This is a genomic window from Dyadobacter sp. BE31 (assembly GCF_031457695.1).
GTDB lineage: Bacteria > Bacteroidota > Bacteroidia > Cytophagales > Spirosomataceae > Dyadobacter.
The window spans coordinates 122,528-141,629 of the sequence record NZ_JAVDXA010000001.1 but is presented as its reverse complement, the minus strand read 5'-3'; the positions used below and the strand labels follow the sequence as shown (position 1 = coordinate 141,629).

Genomic DNA, 19,102 nt, shown 5'->3' with positions numbered 1-19,102 from the left:
TTTGACCGTCAGGCGAAAAAGCCGTGAATAAACCATTCCGGACGTTCTTTGTTCTCCTCTTCGGAGTACGGGCCAAGCCTGAAAACCCAGTAACGCTGTCCTTCCCGGTCTTCCAGCGTGTAGTAGTCGCGGTGCAGGCCCTGTTGCAGCCACCATTCCTGTTCGATGCGTTCGGGGCCTTCCGATTTATCTATATAATGAACCTTCCCCTTGTATACAAAAAGCGTAGGCGGGTAATCGGGTATGGGCGCGGTGACCTCGATGCTTTCAGGTTTAGAAAGCAGGAAAACAGGCCTTTGCCGGTCGGTACGCCAGGTTGTTTTTGGTTTCTCACGCAGGGAAGTCACTGTTTTGACGGACCTTTCCGGCCAGTGATGTTCGTCGGGCAGATACCGGTGAATCGTTTCTGTGCCCGTTCGCCCCATAACAGCATCGAGCAATTCGGTAATGGCCGCACTTTCAAAACCGCCCGTTGTGTCCCAGATCGTCTCCTGTGAAGCGTCCATATCTTCTACCTCTGGCGCTTCAAGCAGGAATAATTCGATGCCGAAGCCGGGTGCGATGGTTTTGATTTTCAGCTCAAAAAGCCTGAAAAGGTGCTTTACGTGATGTGAAGCGCGGTTCGTCACAATATCGATTTGCTGCGTTTTACCATCCACACGAAAACAGCTCAAAACGCTTTTGCGTAGCCCCTTTCCCTCTTTTACGAGTCGGGCACAAAGCATTTCCAATAGTTTTTGCAATGCTATTTCAATGCCTGTGGCCGTTACAATGGGTTCCAGGCAGGGGAGCCGTTCCTGGTAGGGGATAGCCTGCCGGATAGGTTCGATGAATTCCTGCGAGGAGCCGACTGCTTTATTCAATTTTTCCAGCAAATCCTCTCCGAACCGCCGGCGCAGCATTCTGGCAGGTATCTGTATAAAGCTGTTGATGGTATAAAACCCCAGCTTCTGCATTTTCTCCAAGGTTTCAGGTGGCAGGCGTAACGCGGCAGGAGGGAGTTTGAGTAATGCATTGCGCTGTTCCCCACTCGGGACAATGGTGCCCTGGCGCCCGAAATGCGCGTGCGCCCATGCTGTTCCGATCGTGTCGGCCATTGCCGCACGTATCGTGTATCCGGCATCGCTGAGCCTGGTGATAAGGTCGTGCATATATGCGTGCTCGCCACCCCACAGGTACGCACATCCGGTCACGTCCAGGATAAGGCCATCCGGTGCATCGAGCGCGACGGTAGGGGTGTAGCGCAGGCACCACTCGGCCAGGGCGTGCAATGCCTGCCTCGTAACTTCCGGGTCATCGTCCAGCACTACCAGCGAAGGAAGTATGGCCCGGGCGTCCGCCACGACCATCCGGGTTTCAATGCCTAATGCACCAGCTTCGGCACTTACGGCGGTCACTACCATCCGTCCGCGTTCGGGTGCCGCAAGCGCAAATTCAAGGCCGAACAGCTCTGGCCGCACCCGAATCTGATGGTCCGTCGCCAGGTTTGGAAACCATATGGAGATGAATCTGTGTGACATTTAAATGTATTGTTGATGAAGTGGTTGCTGTGTTTTGATATTATAAATATCTTAAATTAGGTTACAATAATATCAAAACGCTTTGAAAATTGCCAGCAATTTTTTTGCTTTGTTGAAATGATTTTACACACCTAAAATTTGAATAGTATGACCTCACAAGAAGCCCCCACGCTCTTCGAGCAAATCAGAAAATCCGACGATAACGGTAATGAGTTTTGGAGCGCCAGAGATTTGGCAAAAATGCTGGAATACACGGAGTACCGTCATTTCAAACCTGTTATTAAAAAGGCCAAAGAGGCCTGTAAACAAAGTGGTCAGCTAGTCGAAAACCATTTCGTGCATTTGCACGAAATGGTTGTAATCGGTTCAGGTGCGAGCCGAGAATTAGAAAGCGCCAGGTTATCCCGCTACGCTTGCTACCTCATTGTCCAGAATGCCGATCCGGCGAAAGAAGTAGTTGCCCTGGGACAGACTTACTTCGCTGTACAAACCCGTTTGCAGGAAATCCGGCAAATGGAGGAATACAACAGGCTGAATACGGAGGATGAAAAGCGAATTTTCTTGCGAGGTGAGCTGACAAGCCTCAAATAGCCTGATTTTCATGAATTGATAAACTTTTGGAAAATTCTGCTTCGAAAATTTGCGTAAGTAAATACTTACATTTAACATTGCGTAAGCAAATACTTACATATATGTCCGTTGAAGCAAGAAGAGATGTTTTTCAGGCGATTGCAGATCCCACGCGTAGGCAGATCATTAACCTGATCGCCTATCAATCGATGAACCTGAATGCCATTGCTGAGAACTTTTCGATCAGCAGGCCGGCTGTTTCGCAGCACATTAAGATCTTAATGGAATGCGGGATGGTGATGGTGAGGCAGGAGGGGAGGGAGCGGTATTGCGAGGCGAAGCTGGATGCTTTGAAGGAAGTGTCTACCTGGGTCGACCAATACCGGCAGTTCTGGAATACGCAGTTCGATTCTCTCGATCATTATCTGAACCGAATTCAAAACAACAATCAATCCGATCAATAACATGGAAAACCAGGTAACACCAAAAGCAGAACTAAAAATCGTACGCCAATTCAAAGCGCCGCAGTCATTGGTTTACAACGCTTTCGCTTCCCGGGAAGCCTTCGCGGCATGGTGGGGACCGGCGGGATCCACACTCACGGTGCTGAGTTTCGATTTTCGAGAAGGTGGAAGGACCCACTACAAGCTGGATAACAACGGGTTGCTCATGTGGGCGCTTTTCCGCTATCAGAAAATCCATCAACCGGATTCCATTGAATTTCTAAGCTCTTTCACCGATCCGGAGGGTAATATCAGTTCGTCACCCTTTCCAATCGATTTTCCATTGGAAGTGCATAACCGTATTGCATTGAGCGAAACCAATGGCATTACCACGCTGACTCTCCATGCCGAGCCCGTAAATGCTACTCCTGAGCAGGAAAAAACTTTCGCAGATCTTAACGCCAGCATGAATCAGGGCTACGAAGGTACCTGGGGACAATTGGATACTTACCTTGCCGAGGTGCAGGGGTAATGCCTTTTGAATGCGCCGTTAACTCAAATTATTGTAAATCAGTAGTGTTATAATGCGGTTGTAGTCCTGTGTACATTGCGTTTGGTTGCATGACATCCTAAGTTTGCAGTCCGGTTCAACAGTGAGCCAGACATCACATTCTTGTTTCGCACATCATTCATACACGCATGAAAATGATTCTCCAATCGATTACCCTCGTCATAGCCTCTCTGCTGTTGGCCTCGGTTCAAAGTTTTGGCCAGAACAGCAAGCCAGCGGTTAATTACATGGGTATCCCCGGGCCTATTGTATTTCAAAAAAAGAGCTACCCATTAAAATGGTCTTCGCATCCGGATGCTTCTCTTTATAAACAGGAATACCTGGTGGCTGGTGATGATTTTCCAAATTACAAATCAATGATTACGATTGATTTTGTAGTGGCAACGGCGAGTGTGGATGATGCAGTACGTACCAAGCTTCGTGAACTGGATCAGTTGAAAAAGACGCTCAATGTCAATTATGAAGTGATCGGTAATGCTGCTACCGGCGAGAAGATCATCGATTGCTTGCTCGGGCAGACGGCGGCCGATGATTCGAAAAGTATTTATGAATACGATGTGTACCGTTTCAAAGCGATTACGGCGAAGTCGGGGCAAAAAGGTATATTGCTTTATGCACTCAGTAACCGCGCTTATGGCAAGGACATTCAGCCATTCCTGACCCGGCTAAAAACTGAACGGAAGACGTTGATTGCTGAGGTCGCAAAGACATCTGTTCCCGAGATTACCATTAAGAAATAACGACATGGAAAGCGAAGCTATCCGTTACGTAGGCCCGCCGACGACGCGTTATGCATATGCAAAGGAATTTTGGGTGGAATGCCCGAAATGTGCCAAAGCAGCGCGGGTGATTAAGAAGGACCTGGTGGGGATCGGCGACGACAAACTGTCGTGCCATCATTGCAACTATTTGGAAACTGCCCAAAAGCGTTTGCGCTACACGGCAACAGTTAGTCGTGCTTGCGGCCATTGTGGAGGGTCCATCGAGGTGAGTATTCCGAATAACCGGGACAAAGTGACGGAGCTGAAATACTCTTGCCCGCACTGCCATGTCCCCGAAGTGTATAAGCCTAATAATGTGCCCTATCGGTTGAAGTATAGCTCCGAAAGGTTGACGGATCCGGTATTTGGCCTGCGGCTTTGGTTTCAGGAAAATATCAAAGGCGATACGCTTTGGGCTGGTAACAAGGAGCATTTACTCGAAATTCGTAATTACGTGACCGCAAAGCTGCGGGAGAGGCAAACGATGCGCATTACGACCATGGTCGAGAAGCTTCCGCAATTTATTAAAGCCGCGAAGAACCGGGAGGCGGTTTTGAAGGCTATCGAACGAATGTTGAAGAAGTAATGATGGAAACAACTACCCCAACTTTTGCTCCCGAACTTTACATTCCGAATGGCGTGAGGGATGTCGATTTTTACATTAATGGCCTTGGTGCGGTTGAGCTTCGCCGTTTCAGCAACGACGATGGCACCATTCATGTTTCGGAGCTTTCGATCAACGGCGCGGTATTTCATTTGCATGAGGAGACGCGGAATCCTGCTTTATTTAGCCCATCGCGTCATCAGGGATCGACGGTGACGATAGGTCTGTTCGTGGACGATGTGGATGCTTACATGGCAAGAGCGGTGGGCGCAGGGGCAAAAGTTACCTCGCCGGCGCAGGATTACGACTATGGCTACCGGCAAGGCGATGTTGTGGATCCATTCGGGCATGTGTGGATGTTTGAAAGCAGGATTATGTAACTTGCATGAACAAAATTCAATTTCATCGTCCATGTTCAAGCAGCTATTTTCCGCGTTCCTGATCCTCGTTGCGTTTTCCGCCAATGCCCAGCACGTACTGGATTCACTATTAATCGATGGGCATTACCGGGTGTATGCCTATAATCCATCTGTTAAAGTGAAGCCTGGGGCTAGTATGGTGTTTGTTATGCATGGATCCGGTGGGGAGCCGTTGGGTTTTGCGCGCCGGGGCGCGAAGCTGGAATCGCTTTCGGAATCGGAGAATGTGCTGGTGGTTTATCCGGGCGGGTACAAAAAGTATTGGAACGAATGTCGGAAGGCATCCACGGCGGTAGCGAACACGCAGAATCTGAACGAGGAAGCTTTTTTCAATGCATTGATAGACCTTTTTGCTTCAAAATATAAAATCAATAAAAAGCAGGTTTTCGCGACGGGCTTTTCGGGGGGCGGACATATGGCGTACAAGCTCGCGCTTACGATGCCCGGAAAAATCCGGGCCGTTTCGGCGATCGTGGCCAACCTCCCTACCGATGAGAATATGGATTGCACGGCCATGAATGTGCCGCTTCCGGTTATGATCACCAATGGCACGGCGGATCAGACGAATCCTTACAATGGAGGTGAGGTAACAACGCCGGGCGTCACGCTGGGGAAAGTACGGTCTACGGATCAGTCATTCCAATATTGGGCAAAGCTCGACGGATATTCCGGTGAGCCGGTGAAATCCATCATGCCCGATGGCGATACTTCGAACAATATCACTGTGGAGAAATATACTTATCAAAAGAAGGGTAAGCCAGAGGTGACGTTGCTGAAAGTAGTCAACGGCAAGCACGAGTTCGTGACGGATTTCGATATGTTCGAGGAGTCGTGGAAGTTTTTTAAGAGACAAATAGGGAAATAATGACCTAGTGGCTGCGGTAATCGAAGGGTATTTCGAGATAATGCCTGATACTCACTGGTATGCCATCTTTGACTGCCGGTTTCCATTTGGGCATGTCGTTAATCAGCGTCAATGCTGCCTGGTCGCAATTGTACTGCAAACTCTTTACTACTGTGGCTTCCTTTATTTCGCCCGTTTCAGTAATAATGAACGACGTGTATACTTTACCGTTTAGTTTCAGGCGTTGGACTGCGCGTGGTATTTCGAGGTATTTGTCCATGTAGTTTTGAAGTGCGGTTTGCCCGCCGGGAAACTGGGGCTGCGTATCCACATCGATAGGCACGAAGTCTTCGGGAACCATGATCAGTTCTCCGTCAAAAGCATTGGGCATATCATCGTAGAATTCGCCCTTGGGTATGGATTGTTCTTCGATGATGATGTTGGTTGAGTCAATTGCTTTGTTTCCGGCGACATGGGGGGCTGGTTTCTCGCAAGTCAGCAGTGCCGCGTGAAAAACGAAGGCAAATGGAAGCAGTAAATAACTCGTCATGGCTAGCGATCAATTTTTAATTTATAAGTATAAAATAAAATTATATATATAAATTAAATAATTAAAATAAACTTGTGCGCATTTCGATTAGCCGGTTTGCCGCAAGTAAACCGGTGGGGTTTCTGCAACCTCTTTTGCGAGGTATTCGAACTGCCCGCTTGCCCATTGCATATCCCATTCTCCCGGCTCTCCATTCCGGATTTTTTGCAGCTGCACACGCCAGCACGGATACCCCACGCCGGGCATCCCTACTTCCAGTTGGCTGGGCATAGGGGTTACCTGCCAGCGCGATACGCAGGCGAGGGTATTTACAGCGCGGGGATTGCAGCGGTGCAGAAAACCGGTAACCCGGCTTTGCTCCACGGCCAGTTGCAGGCGTCGGGATTCCGTAAAAGTAATTTCGCGAAGCTCCCCGACCACTGCCGCCAGCGATTCGCATTTCAATGCTTCTTCCACGGCCCAGATTACATCCTTTTCTTTACTGAGGTCGATGAAAATAACGCGGTGCGGCTCCACGCCAAATGCTTTCAACGCCGCCGCGAACACAATGGGGCGTATACCGATCCACAGGCATATACCATATTCCCCCATCAATTTCCCCAGCAGTGCTGCCATAAAGCCAGTTGTCGCCGCGGCACTTTCAGGATCGCTGCTGATAAATTCATGTACCGCTCCGGTAGGGAACGTATGATTGGGGAAGGAGGCATCCATAACCCCTAGCCCGAAATCAATTTTCCTGGCCCCAACAGGCGCACGAAATCCCTGCAATGCAAGAATATCTTCTTGCAACCTGTTAAACATACCGTTTTTCAGGAATGGGAGAGCCATAAGGAACGTTTGAGTAGTTTATTGATATTTTTAATATCAATAATTAGATCTCAAAAATAACTATTATTGTGCACTTGTGGCAACAAAAGCGGATTTAAATGTTTCGAAAGCGTCTGGGTAGTTCGTTTGTCTACTACAAATGGTGTTTTGTCGACATAAGCGTTTTTTATCACCCAAAAGCGCGAACTTGAAGCAATGATTTATCCCAGATATCATGACTGAATCTTTTGAGGAATACAAAAAGCGAATAATAGGCTATGTGCAATCGCAGGAGCCTATGGCATTGCTGGAAAAAATGCCTGACATTCTGGAAACACTGATAAAAGGGGCTTATCTTGATCAATTAAACGTCCGGCCTGCACCAAACAAATGGTCAGTTAACGAAATCGTGGCGCATCTGGCTGATGATGAGTTGGTGGGAGCTTACCGCATCCGAATGATTTTGAGCGCACCGGGTATATACATCCAAGCGTTCGATCAGGCTGAATGGGCGGTGCGAGGTAAGTATGGACAAATCCCGGTTGATGATTCCCTGATGTTGTTTACCAGATTGCGCTATGCAAATCTGCAATTGTTACGCCTGTTGGAACCCCACCAATGGGATTATTTTGGGATACATGCCGAAAGGGGTAAGGAAAGTATCCGTGATATTACGTTGTATTATGCAGGGCATGATATTAATCATCTGCAACAGATCCGGGCAATCCTGAATAGGTAAGGAGGGATAGGATAATGGCTTTTAGCAAATAACAACCATGGCATAGAAAGCCATGGCAAACGTTAAAGCTGCTATTCCTATGAAAAAACTCCTGGCCCTCGCCACCATTGCATTGGCCTGTTCCGAAAAGAAAGTGGATAAACGTGATAACTGCGTGCCGGTAGAGCAGGTGGCGGTTTCGTCCGATTGTTATGTGGGTACCGCCGGGCTTTTGCTGACAGCCGATACGCCTTCTTCCATAGCCCTCGATTGGGTATTGGCGCCGTTGAAGGATACTTCGGGCGCGCAGACGTACGTGCCTTATTACGCGAGCACGACGTCTAATCAGCTGGTGGTGCCGGATAGTATTGTGCGGAAATATCCGAAAATTGGGGTCATGTTTGTGGGCGCTTACGGATGCCCTTCGGATATGTATTTCAGCTTTGTGCGCAGGATGGACGGTGATTCCTGCGCCCGCTGGTATTTGCAAGAGCGCTTTTTGAAGGATGGCTAATAAAAAAGCCGGGCTTCGTAAATGAACCCCGGCTTTCGAAATGCTTCGCATGGCCTATTGCGCCCGCACGTCGATCATCCAGTCGATCCCGTACTTGTCTTTGAAGGCGCCGAAAATGTCGCCCCAGACTTGTTTCTCCATGGGTACGGTAATGGTGCCCCCTTCGCTGAGCTGCGCGAATTTATTGCGGAGATTGGCCTCGTCGAAGCCGCTGAGCGAAAGCTGGATCTTGTCTCCTCCAAGCGGGCCGGGCTTTGGCGTGTCGCAAGCCATAAAATCGATTTCTCCACCCATGAGCGACGCATGCATGATATGATCGCGGATGGCGGCCGGGCAGCTGTTATCTACTTGCCCGAAAGTCATCATGTTCAGCTCACCGCCGAAAATACCTTTGTAAAATTCCATCGCTTCGCGGCAGTTGCCTTCGAACATCAGATACGGGTGTAATACGGCCTTTTCCATTGTGCTTAGTTATTATGGTGGTTGTATGAGTGTTACAATCACAAAGTTAATCCGGCATGAACAATGCACGCGGGTGCTAACAGGACAACCAAAGGGGGACAATGCGACAGCGCCCTATGCTTACAGTTTTCTCAACTTGATATTGCGGTACCAAACCGTGCTGCCCCAATCCTGCAAGCCTATGCGCCCCTTGTAATTGCCTTTGGAAATCGGCGCGGCTTTGAGCCCGCTGTTGGCAATGCGCTGCTTCCAGTCGGTGCCGTTGAGGTCGTGCTCCTGAACCATGAACTCGTTTTGGTACACGGTCAATTTGCCTTTTTTGACGATGAAATGAATCTTGTTCCATTCTCCCTGCGGATTGCCTTCGCGCAGGCGGGCATTCGCTACACCGAAAAAGTCGCTCGCGCGGTGTGTATTTTCTTTGGCACCTTCATAAATTTTATCGTCGATCACCTGTAATTCCAGCCCGGTGTCGTGCATGTTTTTGTAGGTAGGGGATTCTTGTACAAAAAAGAAAATACCACTGTTGGCATATTTGCTCACTTTCCATTCTGCTTTGAATTCGAAATCGCCATTTACGACATCGTCTATCACGATGTCGCCCCCGTTTTTGGCCTTGTTACCAGCTCTTTCGGGTACATTCAGTTTAATGGCGCCATCCTCGATCAGCCAGGCGGAGCCGGGAGTCTTGCCATTGTAGGCATGCCATCCTTTCAGGTCCTTGCCGTCGAACAGCAATTTCCAACCTTCTTTCTTTTCAGTTGCGGTGAGGGTGTTGAGGGCTTGCGAGTAGGCGTTCAGGGAAATGAGCACAGCCACTGCGCTAACGAAAAAACGGGTCATAGGGGGCAGATTTAAGTGTTTTTGATGGATTTGACTCTTGCAAAATACTGATAAATTTTCATGAAATTACCTTATTTTTGGGCATCCTAACTGACCTCTTAACTATGCGGCCTTATCTTTTCGGGCAAAAATGGCTGCTGGGTTTCGCCCTTGCACTGGTATACATTCCGCTCCGAACGTACATAAATGTCCCCCAGCAATATTGGCACACCATCCCGCGCAACCTGCCGCTTTTCGGGCTGGAAATCGTGATCAGTACCGTTTTTTATACCGCCTGGATTTACCTGATGGACTGGTTCCTGAGAAAACAGGCCTCGCTCACTGGCACCGACAAATCGCCCGCATTCAGCATCCGCGACCAGCTCATTGCATTGGTACCTGCCGTGCTGCTTGCATTTTTGTTCAATATGATCCTGGCGCGTACCTGGGGGCTGATGAGCCATTTGTGGAACCCGTTGCCGCGTCCTTCACTGTCGGACTTTCGCGTGCGCGACCTCATGTATACGCGCTGGCGTGCAGGGCAGGCGCTCACGATCCTCGCGCTCATTGCCGCCTATTACCTCTGCGTGAGCAACCAGGTGCAGGAAAAGATGAAAAAGCTGCTGGTCGACTCCGAGCGGCTTGAAAAGGAGAATATGCATGCACGTTTTCTGGCATTGAAAAACCAGGTCAGCCCGCACTTTTTGTTCAATAACCTCAGTGTGCTGTCTTCGCTGGTGGAGTCGCGGCCGGAGCAATCGGGGGAGTTCATACAGGAGCTGTCGTCGGCGTACCGCTATATTCTGGAACAATCGGAGCTGGACAAGATCAGTTTGAAGGAGGAAATGAAGTTTCTCGATACTTATATGTACCTGCTGCGGACGCGTTTCAAAGAAAAGGTCGTGCTCGATTCGTCGCTGTCGCCAGCGGACCAGCAGCGGTATTCCATTATCCCGCTGACTTTACAGTTGTTGGTGGAAAATGCGGTAAAGCATAATACGATGTCGTTGCTTAACCCTTTGATAATCAGCATTCAGATTGTGGATCAGATGCTTGTGGTCAGTAATCCTTTGCAATTGAGGCAACAAGACCAGCCTACAACGCGTCTTGGCTTAAAAAACATTATCAGCCGATATAGGTTGTTGCAGGATAAGGATGTGGTGATCGACAAGACGGCCACCCATTTTACAGTGAAAATACCATTACTATCATGAATGTACTGATTGTCGAGGACGAGGAACTGAGTGCCGAACGCCTGCAAAACCTGATCCGTAATATAGATCCTTCCACTCGCGTGCTGGGTATCATTCCGTCGGTTTTCGAAACCATTGCTTATTTACAAAACAAGGATAATACGCAACCAGACCTTATTTTTCTCGACATTCACCTCGAAGACGACAACGGTTTCAAAATCCTTGAAAGCGAAGGGCTCATGACCCCGGTTATTTTCGCAACGGCATACGACGATTACCTCCTGCGTGCATTCAAGGTGCATAGTATCGACTACCTGCTGAAACCCATTAATCCGCTCGAATTGCAGGCATCGCTGAACAAGTTTCGCAGGATCAGGGCAAGTGGCGGCCCACCGGCCGAGGAGATCATGCATTCACCGGAGAAATACAAAGACCGTTTCCTGGTGAGCGCCGGCACGAGGATGTTTACATTCAAAACATCTGAAATCGCCTATTTCACAATCGAAGAACGCGCCACTTTCATGCGGCTGTACGATGGCCGGCATTTTGCGGTGGAATACAGTCTGGAAAAGCTCTCGCAAATGCTCGACCCCGCCGAGTTTTTTCGCATTAACCGTACCATGCTGCTATCTCTCCATGCGATCCGTGAAATGCATGCGATGTCGGCCGGAAAGCTGAAAATTGATTTAAATCCGGCTGCTGCGCAGGAAACTTATGTGAGTTCCGAGCGTATGACGGAGTTCAAAAACTGGTTGGGAAAATAACCTGGCGTTTACTTCTGCACTTAAAATTGCCGTTTCAGCCCCGGAAAACGGGCGTTCCGCGATTTGCATTTTCATTCCAAATGTGGCTTGACCAAATTGGGTTCAAACAGCAGGAGGTTTGTGTTATGTCAGTAATTCAATTTAATGCCCATAAGAAGTACCATGTACTTCAAAGCAAGACCCGTGTTTGGGAAACCCACAATGATCTGACCCCGCATTATCGCATTCTATTTATCCGCAGCGGGGAGGGGCATTTCAGTCTCGACGGGAAATTGCATGATTACGCCGAGCACGGCGTTATTCTGCTTCGCCCCGGTCAGCATCCGATATTCCAGGAAGACAGCAGCGCCGAAATCTTTCTCATCGCGTTTGATACCTGGCTTTCCGAAGATTTTTTGCAGAAAAAGGAGTTCAGTCCTGATTTTGCCGACATTTACAAACAAGCCGAACACCTCTGCGACGGCTTACGCCTTACCCAGGGCAAACCTCTGCAAAACGAGCGCGACGCCCAGACGATAACCTACCTGATCAACCAGATCCTTTTCGAAGTAACCCAGCAGCCGACCTCGCATAATAAGCTCATTCGCGGGAGTATTGATTTGATTGTCACGATATTGGCGAGAAATAATTTCGAGAGTAGAAAAGTGGAAGAAGCTACTTCTCGCCAACGCCTCGCCGGTGCCATTATCGACTACCTGCGGCAGGAATTGCATCAGAACAAAAATATCCGCGTGCCTGAACTGCTCATGCGCTTCAATATTTCGGAAGACGTCGCCAATCTCTGCGTGCTCAACCAGACGGGGATGTCGCTGCGTAACTTCATTTTTAAATACAAGGCTGACCTTTTCAAAAGCAGGATGCTGAAAATCGACATTACGGAACTCACCGGCTACCTACAATCGGGCGGCCAGCAAACGCAGCATTTGGCTGTATAGACCCGCTCTTTATACGTGTGACTTATTTTACGGAAGTAGGTGTTTCACCGATTTTCGGGTAAAAATCCCGACCTTCGTGCATTCGATAACACACATACTTCCAGTAGTTTACGTATGAGGCGATTCTTCACCCTGCTTATTCTTTTTGCATTCACTATCAGTCCGGTTGCCGCGCAGCAGGAAGCGCCGCAGACTTCCTTGAACCATTATATCGAATTTTTGAGCCAGTCGTCGGAACAAGTTATCCGCCGGTTTAAAATGCTTCGTGATTATCAGGACGACGTGACCCGTTACCGTAAAAAGCCGGATTATGGTTTGCGGCTGCCGTCGTCGGGGCCATTGGAGGAGTATTATTACAAAAAGGCATTTCATGGCCTGGGCGTTGAAGCGGGCAAACGCAAGCAGTTGAATGCAGGGTTGGAAAACGTATGGAACGGGCTCAACAAGCTTGATGAAACCTGCAAAACGCTCGAAACTTATGTACGTTTGAAAGATTACGAACGCGACAACCTGAAAAAATCTGATTCGCTGATTGCGGAAATACAGTCGCTATTTGAACGCTATGCACACGACAAAAATGCATTGTACACTCAAATCAGGCAGGTTTACACGGGCGTTCAAAATCGCCCGGCTACTGATCCTTATATTGTAACAGAGAAGGCCATGGGCGAGGTGATCACCGCCCAGCAGCGTTTGCTGGACGCATTACCTTACTATCTGAATGAAGCAAATAAGGCCGAATGGCCCGTTGCGTTAGTGCGGCAGAGCATGCTCGACGATGAAAAGGCGCTGGCGACTATTGGCAATACAGCTTCTCAGTTACAGTATCCGGCGTCGGATATGGTGGGAAGCTTCAAGTCGGCGCTGGCTTCTATGCAGGATATCAAACGGCGGGCGCTCGACGATCACAATTTCGCGGCGCAACAGTCAGCGGAGCACGGCAATGCGGTGTATTTGTCGCTGGTGGAGCAGTTCAACCACGATATGCTGGAATTTCACAAGGCATTTGTCGGGTACAGCAAGCCGGCACATTTGTTACTGAATTATCCGTTTTTCAGCCCGGTCATAAAAGCGGAAGGCTCGGCTGATGTCGCCCCCGCCAGCAAAAGTACCCCGCCGTTTCAGGACAAATCTTTTCAGCCATTGAATGTTAAAAAAGCGACTGCACCCGCCAGCGCGGCGGTGGTTAAGACTTTAAATCAATATGTGGACTGGATTAACGAGTCGCTGCGGCAAATGCATTCGCTGCAAATGATCGTCCGTAATTATCAAAGTTCAGCCGAATACTACCGTGACCCGGCCAAGGCACAAAAGCGGGCTAATCTTAGCTACTCACATGAGGATTTTAAACTGCCTTCTTCCGAATATACCTTGCTGCTGAGCGCTAGCACGGTCATTCCGGAGCCTTACCGCAAGTCGGTGACCGGCCAGGCGGAGGTGCTGATGAATGTTTTACAGGAAATGGACGGTCTGAGCATCGAACTGATCCGCTATACTTCTGAAAAACAATACCTGCAAGACCAGCTCAAACGCTCCGATGCCATTCTCGATCGCTACCTCGTTCTTTTCGATGTTTTGGATAAAAAGAAAGAGCAACTATATAACGACGTCCGCCGCATTCACGAAAGTTATCCCAATGCAACACCCACCAGCTCGTGGTACATTGCAGGTAGCGCCATGCTGAAAACGATGGATAACGGCCATGACGTAATGTTTGGGATGCGGGATTACCTGAAAGGTGAAGCTTCGAAACTGCCGGAAACCGACCGATTGGAAGCCGATAGCCGCCAGTTGATCGCCGACGAATACAAAAACATGAAGGGACTGCAACGCTACGGGCGGAATAACGGGCTTTGTCCGTATACGCCTTATGAGGATCTCGGCGCCAATGCGGGCCGGTTTGCCGAAAGTGTGCGGAAATACAAGCCGGCTACATCGGGTTATGCGGCGCATCCCTATGAGTCGTTTTACTACTTCTATAACAACGAGCTGGTTTATGAGTATAACAACTTTATAGAACTTTCGAAGGCCGGGCTCCTGAAAATGATTAACCAGCCCGATGTTTTTGCTTTCCGACGGACGACTCCCCAGAAACCGGGTGCGCCGCCGGCGAAAGTGGAGGAGCCGAAAGTGGATAAGCCCAAAGTGGAAAAGCCGGCCGAAGCCATAGCGCAGGTTCAAACCAGCAATAGTGAGATATCTGGCGCACCGAAGCCTCCTGTGCGCCAGGATACGCGCCCAGTCGCAAATGAGGGCGCGCCTCTGCCTGTTGCACAGGTGAAGCGCGATACCGTGTACGTGGAGCGCGTACGTGTAGATACCGTGTATGTAGATCGCAATGCGCAGCTGCAAAACGTTACCCGTTCGCTCGAAGGCTTCGCCCCGAACAATATGGTGCTGTTGCTCGACGTATCGTCGTCGATGAACTCCCCTTACAAATTGCCGCTGCTGAAACGCTCCATTAAATCGCTGCTGACGCTCGTACGGCCCGAGGATATGATTTCGATCGTGCTTTATTCCGGCAAGGCGAGGGTGGTATTGAAGCCGACTTCCGGCGCCAAAGCATCCGAAATTGCAAGGATGATAGACCTGCTGCAATCCGATGGCGATACGGATGGTAACGAGGGCATTAAACTCGCCTACAAAACCGCCAACAAACAATACATCCGCGCTGGTAATAACCGCATTGTGCTCGCTACCGACGGCGAGTTCCCCGTGAGCGACGAGGTGGTGGATATGATCCGCCAAAATGCCCGGCAGGACGTCTATCTGAGCGTTTTTACCTTCGGGCGCAACGAGCATACCGGGCAGAAGCTCAAAAAGCTAAGCGAACTGGGCATGGGTTCCTACGCCCACGTAACCGACGCGAGCGCTGACTTGCAGCTGATCCTGGAAGCACAGGCGAAGAAGCTGGCTGGTAAGTGATTAACTGAATGTTTCTGGCAGGGTTACCCATCTAAATGCAGATGTAACCGATCGTGTAAGAGAAAGTGAAATCGTGGAGTAAGTTTTCTTTCTTGGAATACTTGCGACAACTCCTTCACCAAAACGCCTGCTCTGATGAACCCCAAGCCGCTCAGCAAGGATTTCTATTCCTTTATTATTTTCTTTTTATCGATCCTGATTGTTGTTTCTGCAATCCAGTCGGTGGCGTTGCTGGTTATCGGGTCCGCGATGATGAGCCTGGAATCATTCAATAGCTGGTTTTGGCTGGTTCTTGGCGTGTTTGTGGTTACCAATGGAGCGATGGTCCGCTATCTGTTGCATCGGGAGTACCGGCTGGCTGCGATCGCGTGTGTGGCTTCATGTATAGCTGTGTTATTTCACTATTTGTTGATCCTCAACCGGGAATTTCGCGTGTTCTATCAGGAACATTATCGGGAGGTAGCTTCCATTCTTTTCGGAACGTCAGTACTTTGGGGATTGAGCCTGGTATTTACAAAGGCAGGAGAAAACAGGTGGCTACGGCTGGGTGGTATCCTGACGGTGTTTTTCTCGCTTTTGCTGACGATTTTATTCTTTCTCTACTTTCAGGTCAGTGAAGGCAGTACAAAGATATTGATCGACAAGCTGAGCCGATGGGTTTCGTTCTTCGAACTGACCGCGGCGTTCTGCATTGTTGTCCATTTTTATCGGGAAGACGAGCGTTTGACGGTCACCGACAACCGGCCGGCCCAAACCATTCCCGCACTCCTGAAACTGGCCGCGTTCCTCGGGCTGCTGTTTTTGGGCTTCAATTTTTCGGTGGAAGCATGGAGGTACAGCATGCCTTATAAACCGTCGACTACCGAAGTGCGCCGCGCAAAACTTGTGCAACCCCATCATTTTATCGATAAAAGCGGCGACTCGCTCGGTTATCGCTTACTTAAACCGCTCGATTATGATTCGACCAAGCAATATCCGCTGATCGTGTGCCTGCACCATGGCGGCGCGCACGGGAGGGATAATATCCGGCAGTTGTCGGCCGATCCGGCGCCTTTTTTGATGGAACAGGGTAACAGAACCAGGTACCCTTCATTCATTTTCATGCCGCAGTGCCCGCAGGGTATGGGTTTCAGCGGCGCATATGGGAATGCAAGTGTCGACTCGCTCGTTTTCAGGGCAATCCGGGAATTGCAGGGGCGGCTGCCGATCGACCCTAAACGCATTTATGTCCTCGGGGTTTCCGGGGGCGGTTATGGCTCGTGGCACTTCATTAGCGCTCATCCCGAAATGTTCGCCGCGGCGGTGCCCATTTGTGGTGGAGGCGAGCCGAAATATGGGCCGAAGCTCGTGAATGTGCCGGTTTGGGCTTTTCATGGCGCCCGCGACAAGCTGGCACCGGTAGAGCATTCGCGCGAGATGATCGCTGCGATCCGTAAAGCCGGCGGTCACCCGAAATACACCGAATATGAGTTTGCCGGGCATGGGATCTGGGATAATGTGAGAAAGGAGGGAATCATGGAATGGATGTTTGCGCAGCATAAGGAATAGCCTCAGGCGAGTGTGTGGGAAGGAATGTCGCTGGTCCTGGTACTTTTGGTTAACCTTATTTTTAAATGAATATGATAAGCTCCGTCCTCGTCCAGGATTGCGAGTTCGTGGCCGGGATATAATGCATCCAGCCGTTTTCGGACATTCAGTAAACCAATTCCCCCCGTTTGCTGCGAAGCATTCGGCGTCTTCTGGTTGCTGATCATTAAAGTCAGATCGTTATCTTCCAAACGGATTTCAAGTTTTACCCACGATTTCCGCGTAGTATTGTGCACGCCATGCTTGAATGCATTCTCCACGAAAGCGATGAGAATGAATGGCGCGATCTGTAAATCTCCACTGGCTAGGGTGGGGAGCACCAGTTCTAGTTGTAATCTTTTGGCGGTCCGCAGCTCTTCCAGTCCGACGTAGTCGCGGATGAATGATAATTCTTTATGGAGCGGCACGAGGGCTCCGTCGGTTTCGTATAGCGAATACCGCATCATAGCCGAAAGTTGGTCTACGATGCGGGCCGCACGTGGGTTGTCTTCCTCGGTAAGTACGTAAATGCTGTTCAATACATTAAACAGGAAATGCGGATTGATCTGGCTTTTGAGGAAGTCCAGTTCGAGACGTGTGTATTGTTGTTCCAATTTGAGATTGCGCACATGCCGTCGGTAAATCTCGATCAGTAACCTTGCTGCGAGCGGATAAAATGCCCTTTCAATAATGAACAACAAGTGGAAAAAGGTGATGGGATGGAACAACGCTTCCCTGAACGACAGCCGTTCGAAGTGGTTAATAGAACCAGTGTAATCATCCGGTAAACCGAAGTAGTGCTTTACTACGTAGGACGCATAATAGTAGCAGGTAAACACCACAAAGTAGTAGGCTGCCAATCCCGGAATAAGTACCCACGGCTTTCGCGCATAGTGCTTTACCAGGTACACCAGCATATAATATTGCACGATCACGCAAAATACATCCCTCAAAATTGGCCCCGCATATGTTTTGAATGGCAGATTCAGCGGGGATGCCGGGTAGAGAAACCATGGGAGATAGGCGGAAATGATCAGCAGAAATACGCCGAATATGAGCAGACCATGGAATGCAATGCGGGTAACGCCGCGGTAGCGGGTTTCGTCGGTAATAAGGGTCAGTACGCGTTGAGCCATAGCGATTTTGAATGCATGCTAAATTACCTTCTATCGATGATGCCCGGCACATTGTTTCGACAAATGCCGCCGGATTTTCGATCAAAATGCAAAGCAGGTCTTTAACGAAAACATAGGCAGGTTCATCGAATAAATTCAGCAAGCTGATGGCGGAGCGATACCTTCGTTTTGCATTTGAATCCCGCTGAAAACATACGAATGTCAGGAATTGGCAAGCCACTTTTTCATCAGGCTCCGAACTTCATCCCGGTAATTTGGGCCGATCAGCAGCTCCTTCCCGGACGACAAACGGAGCATATTGCCCTCCATGCTCCGGATATGTTGAAGCTGGACGATATGGGACCGGTGAATGCGGACGAAAAGTCCGGCAGGCAGTATTTCGAGCAATTTCTTGACTGTCAAATGCGTAACGATGTTCCGGTCGGACAGGAAAATACGCAGGTAATCGCCCAGGGCTTCTACATACTCGATATCTGAGAAAAGTACCTGTTCAAGGCGCTTGTCGGTTTTGAAATAGGCAAAGCCGGACTCGATTACGGGGGACTCCTGAGGCGGAATTGCCATTGATGAAGCGGCCTGAGGCACTGGCTTTTCAGAAACCTCCGCCATCGCCGGAAATCGTTCGCGAACGCGGCCAATGGCTTTCAGGAAACGGTCGAAAGTGATGGGTTTCAGCAGGTAATCGGCCACGCCGAGCTCGAAGCCGTCGAGTGCGTGGTTCGGGTTCGCGGTGGTCATGATCACAACCGGATGCGGCACGGGCAGAGCTTTCAGGAACTCGATGCCGGTCATTTCAGGCATATTAATGTCCAGAAAAATAATATGAGGCGCCAATGCGGGCAATTCTGTAAATGCGGCGATCGCGTCGTCGAACGTTCCTGCGAGGTTCAGAAACGAAACGCGGCGGACATATTTTTCTAGCAGTTCCTGCGCCAATGGCTCGTCTTCGATAATGGCGCAGCGAAGTGTTTGGGACAT

At 49.6% G+C, this 19,102-nt stretch carries 21 protein-coding genes; 14 read left to right on the top strand and 7 right to left on the bottom strand.

The genetic code is table 11. The features are described 5' to 3' along the window. Window positions 1-8: 8 nt before the first annotated feature. Window positions 9-1,520 (bottom strand): DNA polymerase Y family protein, encoded by a 1,512-nt coding sequence (locus tag J2Y43_RS00580; protein ID WP_309981736.1) that lies wholly within the window; start codon window positions 1,518-1,520, stop codon window positions 9-11. Between the two features lie 147 nt (window positions 1,521-1,667). On the opposite strand from J2Y43_RS00580, the gene J2Y43_RS00575 reads away from it, so the two are divergent. The 7 genes from J2Y43_RS00575 to J2Y43_RS00545 all read left to right on the top strand — a co-directional run bounded on the left by J2Y43_RS00575 (window position 1,668) and on the right by J2Y43_RS00545 (window position 5,753). Beyond that, window positions 1,668-2,111, top strand: coding sequence for a BRO family protein (locus J2Y43_RS00575; protein WP_309981737.1), 444 nt, complete (start codon window positions 1,668-1,670; stop codon window positions 2,109-2,111). Window positions 2,112-2,212: 101 nt separating this feature from the next. Beyond that, window positions 2,213-2,554 (top strand): metalloregulator ArsR/SmtB family transcription factor, encoded by a 342-nt coding sequence (locus J2Y43_RS00570; protein WP_309981738.1) that lies wholly within the window; start codon window positions 2,213-2,215, stop codon window positions 2,552-2,554. A 1-nt stretch (window position 2,555) separates the two neighbouring features. Then, the gene (locus J2Y43_RS00565; protein ID WP_309981739.1) at window positions 2,556-3,065 is read left to right on the top strand and encodes an SRPBCC domain-containing protein; all 510 of its coding nucleotides are present in this window, start codon (window positions 2,556-2,558) and stop codon (window positions 3,063-3,065) included. 167 nt (window positions 3,066-3,232) lie between these two features. Beyond that, window positions 3,233-3,844 (top strand): hypothetical protein, encoded by a 612-nt coding sequence (locus tag J2Y43_RS00560; RefSeq protein WP_309981740.1) that lies wholly within the window; start codon window positions 3,233-3,235, stop codon window positions 3,842-3,844. Between the two features lie 4 nt (window positions 3,845-3,848). After that, window positions 3,849-4,451, top strand: coding sequence for a hypothetical protein (locus J2Y43_RS00555; RefSeq protein WP_309981741.1), 603 nt, complete (start codon window positions 3,849-3,851; stop codon window positions 4,449-4,451). Beyond that, complete coding sequence (locus tag J2Y43_RS00550) at window positions 4,451-4,849, top strand: VOC family protein (protein WP_309981742.1); 399 nt, start codon at window positions 4,451-4,453, stop codon at window positions 4,847-4,849. Before J2Y43_RS00555 ends, J2Y43_RS00550 begins: the two co-directional genes overlap by 1 nt. A 31-nt stretch (window positions 4,850-4,880) precedes the next feature. Beyond that, the gene (locus tag J2Y43_RS00545; RefSeq protein ID WP_309981743.1) at window positions 4,881-5,753 is read left to right on the top strand and encodes an alpha/beta hydrolase-fold protein; all 873 of its coding nucleotides are present in this window, start codon (window positions 4,881-4,883) and stop codon (window positions 5,751-5,753) included. Window positions 5,754-5,757: 4 nt separating this feature from the next. On the opposite strand, the gene J2Y43_RS00540 is transcribed toward J2Y43_RS00545, so the two are convergent. Together J2Y43_RS00540 and J2Y43_RS00535 are read right to left on the bottom strand one after the other, a co-directional pair. Then, on the bottom strand, window positions 5,758-6,282 hold the full coding sequence (locus tag J2Y43_RS00540; protein WP_309981744.1) for an energy transducer TonB: 525 nt from the start codon (window positions 6,280-6,282) through the stop codon (window positions 5,758-5,760). Window positions 6,283-6,369: 87 nt separating this feature from the next. Then, window positions 6,370-7,110: an Error-prone repair protein ImuA gene (locus tag J2Y43_RS00535; RefSeq protein WP_309981745.1), complete on the bottom strand. Its 741-nt coding sequence runs from the start codon at window positions 7,108-7,110 to the stop codon at window positions 6,370-6,372. Between the two features lie 214 nt (window positions 7,111-7,324). Between J2Y43_RS00535 and J2Y43_RS00530 the strand changes: the two genes are divergently transcribed. Beyond that, on the top strand, window positions 7,325-7,828 hold the full coding sequence (locus J2Y43_RS00530) for a DinB family protein (protein ID WP_309981746.1): 504 nt from the start codon (window positions 7,325-7,327) through the stop codon (window positions 7,826-7,828). 79 nt (window positions 7,829-7,907) lie between these two features. Beyond that, window positions 7,908-8,321 (top strand): hypothetical protein, encoded by a 414-nt coding sequence (locus tag J2Y43_RS00525; protein ID WP_309981747.1) that lies wholly within the window; start codon window positions 7,908-7,910, stop codon window positions 8,319-8,321. Window positions 8,322-8,375: 54 nt separating this feature from the next. Here J2Y43_RS00525 and J2Y43_RS00520 read toward each other — a convergent pair whose 3' ends face one another. After that, window positions 8,376-8,783 carry a VOC family protein gene (locus J2Y43_RS00520; RefSeq protein ID WP_309981748.1) on the bottom strand — a complete coding sequence of 136 codons (408 nt, stop codon included), beginning with the start codon at window positions 8,781-8,783 and terminating at the stop codon, window positions 8,376-8,378. A gap of 120 nt (window positions 8,784-8,903) precedes the next feature. Beyond that, window positions 8,904-9,626, bottom strand: coding sequence for a DUF1080 domain-containing protein (locus J2Y43_RS00515; protein WP_309981749.1), 723 nt, complete (start codon window positions 9,624-9,626; stop codon window positions 8,904-8,906). A 104-nt stretch (window positions 9,627-9,730) separates the two neighbouring features. Between J2Y43_RS00515 and J2Y43_RS00510 the strand changes: the two genes are divergently transcribed. The 5 genes from J2Y43_RS00510 to J2Y43_RS00490 all read left to right on the top strand — a co-directional run bounded on the left by J2Y43_RS00510 (window position 9,731) and on the right by J2Y43_RS00490 (window position 16,970). Further along, window positions 9,731-10,819, top strand: a complete 1,089-nt coding sequence (locus tag J2Y43_RS00510; RefSeq protein ID WP_309981750.1) for a histidine kinase — start codon at window positions 9,731-9,733, stop codon at window positions 10,817-10,819. Beyond that, entirely contained in the window at window positions 10,816-11,562 is a 747-nt protein-coding gene (locus J2Y43_RS00505) for a LytTR family DNA-binding domain-containing protein (RefSeq protein ID WP_309981751.1), read from the top strand. The genes J2Y43_RS00510 and J2Y43_RS00505 overlap by 4 nt, the downstream gene beginning before the upstream one ends. A 125-nt stretch (window positions 11,563-11,687) precedes the next feature. Next, window positions 11,688-12,497, top strand: a complete 810-nt coding sequence (locus J2Y43_RS00500; RefSeq protein WP_309981752.1) for a hypothetical protein — start codon at window positions 11,688-11,690, stop codon at window positions 12,495-12,497. Window positions 12,498-12,611: 114 nt separating this feature from the next. Continuing rightward, complete coding sequence (locus J2Y43_RS00495; protein WP_309981753.1) at window positions 12,612-15,422, top strand: VWA domain-containing protein; 2,811 nt, start codon at window positions 12,612-12,614, stop codon at window positions 15,420-15,422. Window positions 15,423-15,557: 135 nt separating this feature from the next. Then, a complete protein-coding gene (locus J2Y43_RS00490) occupies window positions 15,558-16,970 on the top strand; it encodes a dienelactone hydrolase family protein (protein ID WP_309981754.1) in 1,413 nt (470 codons plus the stop codon). Between the two features lie 2 nt (window positions 16,971-16,972). Here the strand turns inward: J2Y43_RS00490 and J2Y43_RS00485 are convergent, their stop codons facing one another. Then, on the bottom strand, window positions 16,973-18,124 hold the full coding sequence (locus J2Y43_RS00485) for a histidine kinase (RefSeq protein ID WP_309981755.1): 1,152 nt from the start codon (window positions 18,122-18,124) through the stop codon (window positions 16,973-16,975). A 201-nt stretch (window positions 18,125-18,325) separates the two neighbouring features. Further along, a complete protein-coding gene (locus J2Y43_RS00480; protein WP_309981756.1) occupies window positions 18,326-19,102 on the bottom strand; it encodes a LytTR family DNA-binding domain-containing protein in 777 nt (258 codons plus the stop codon).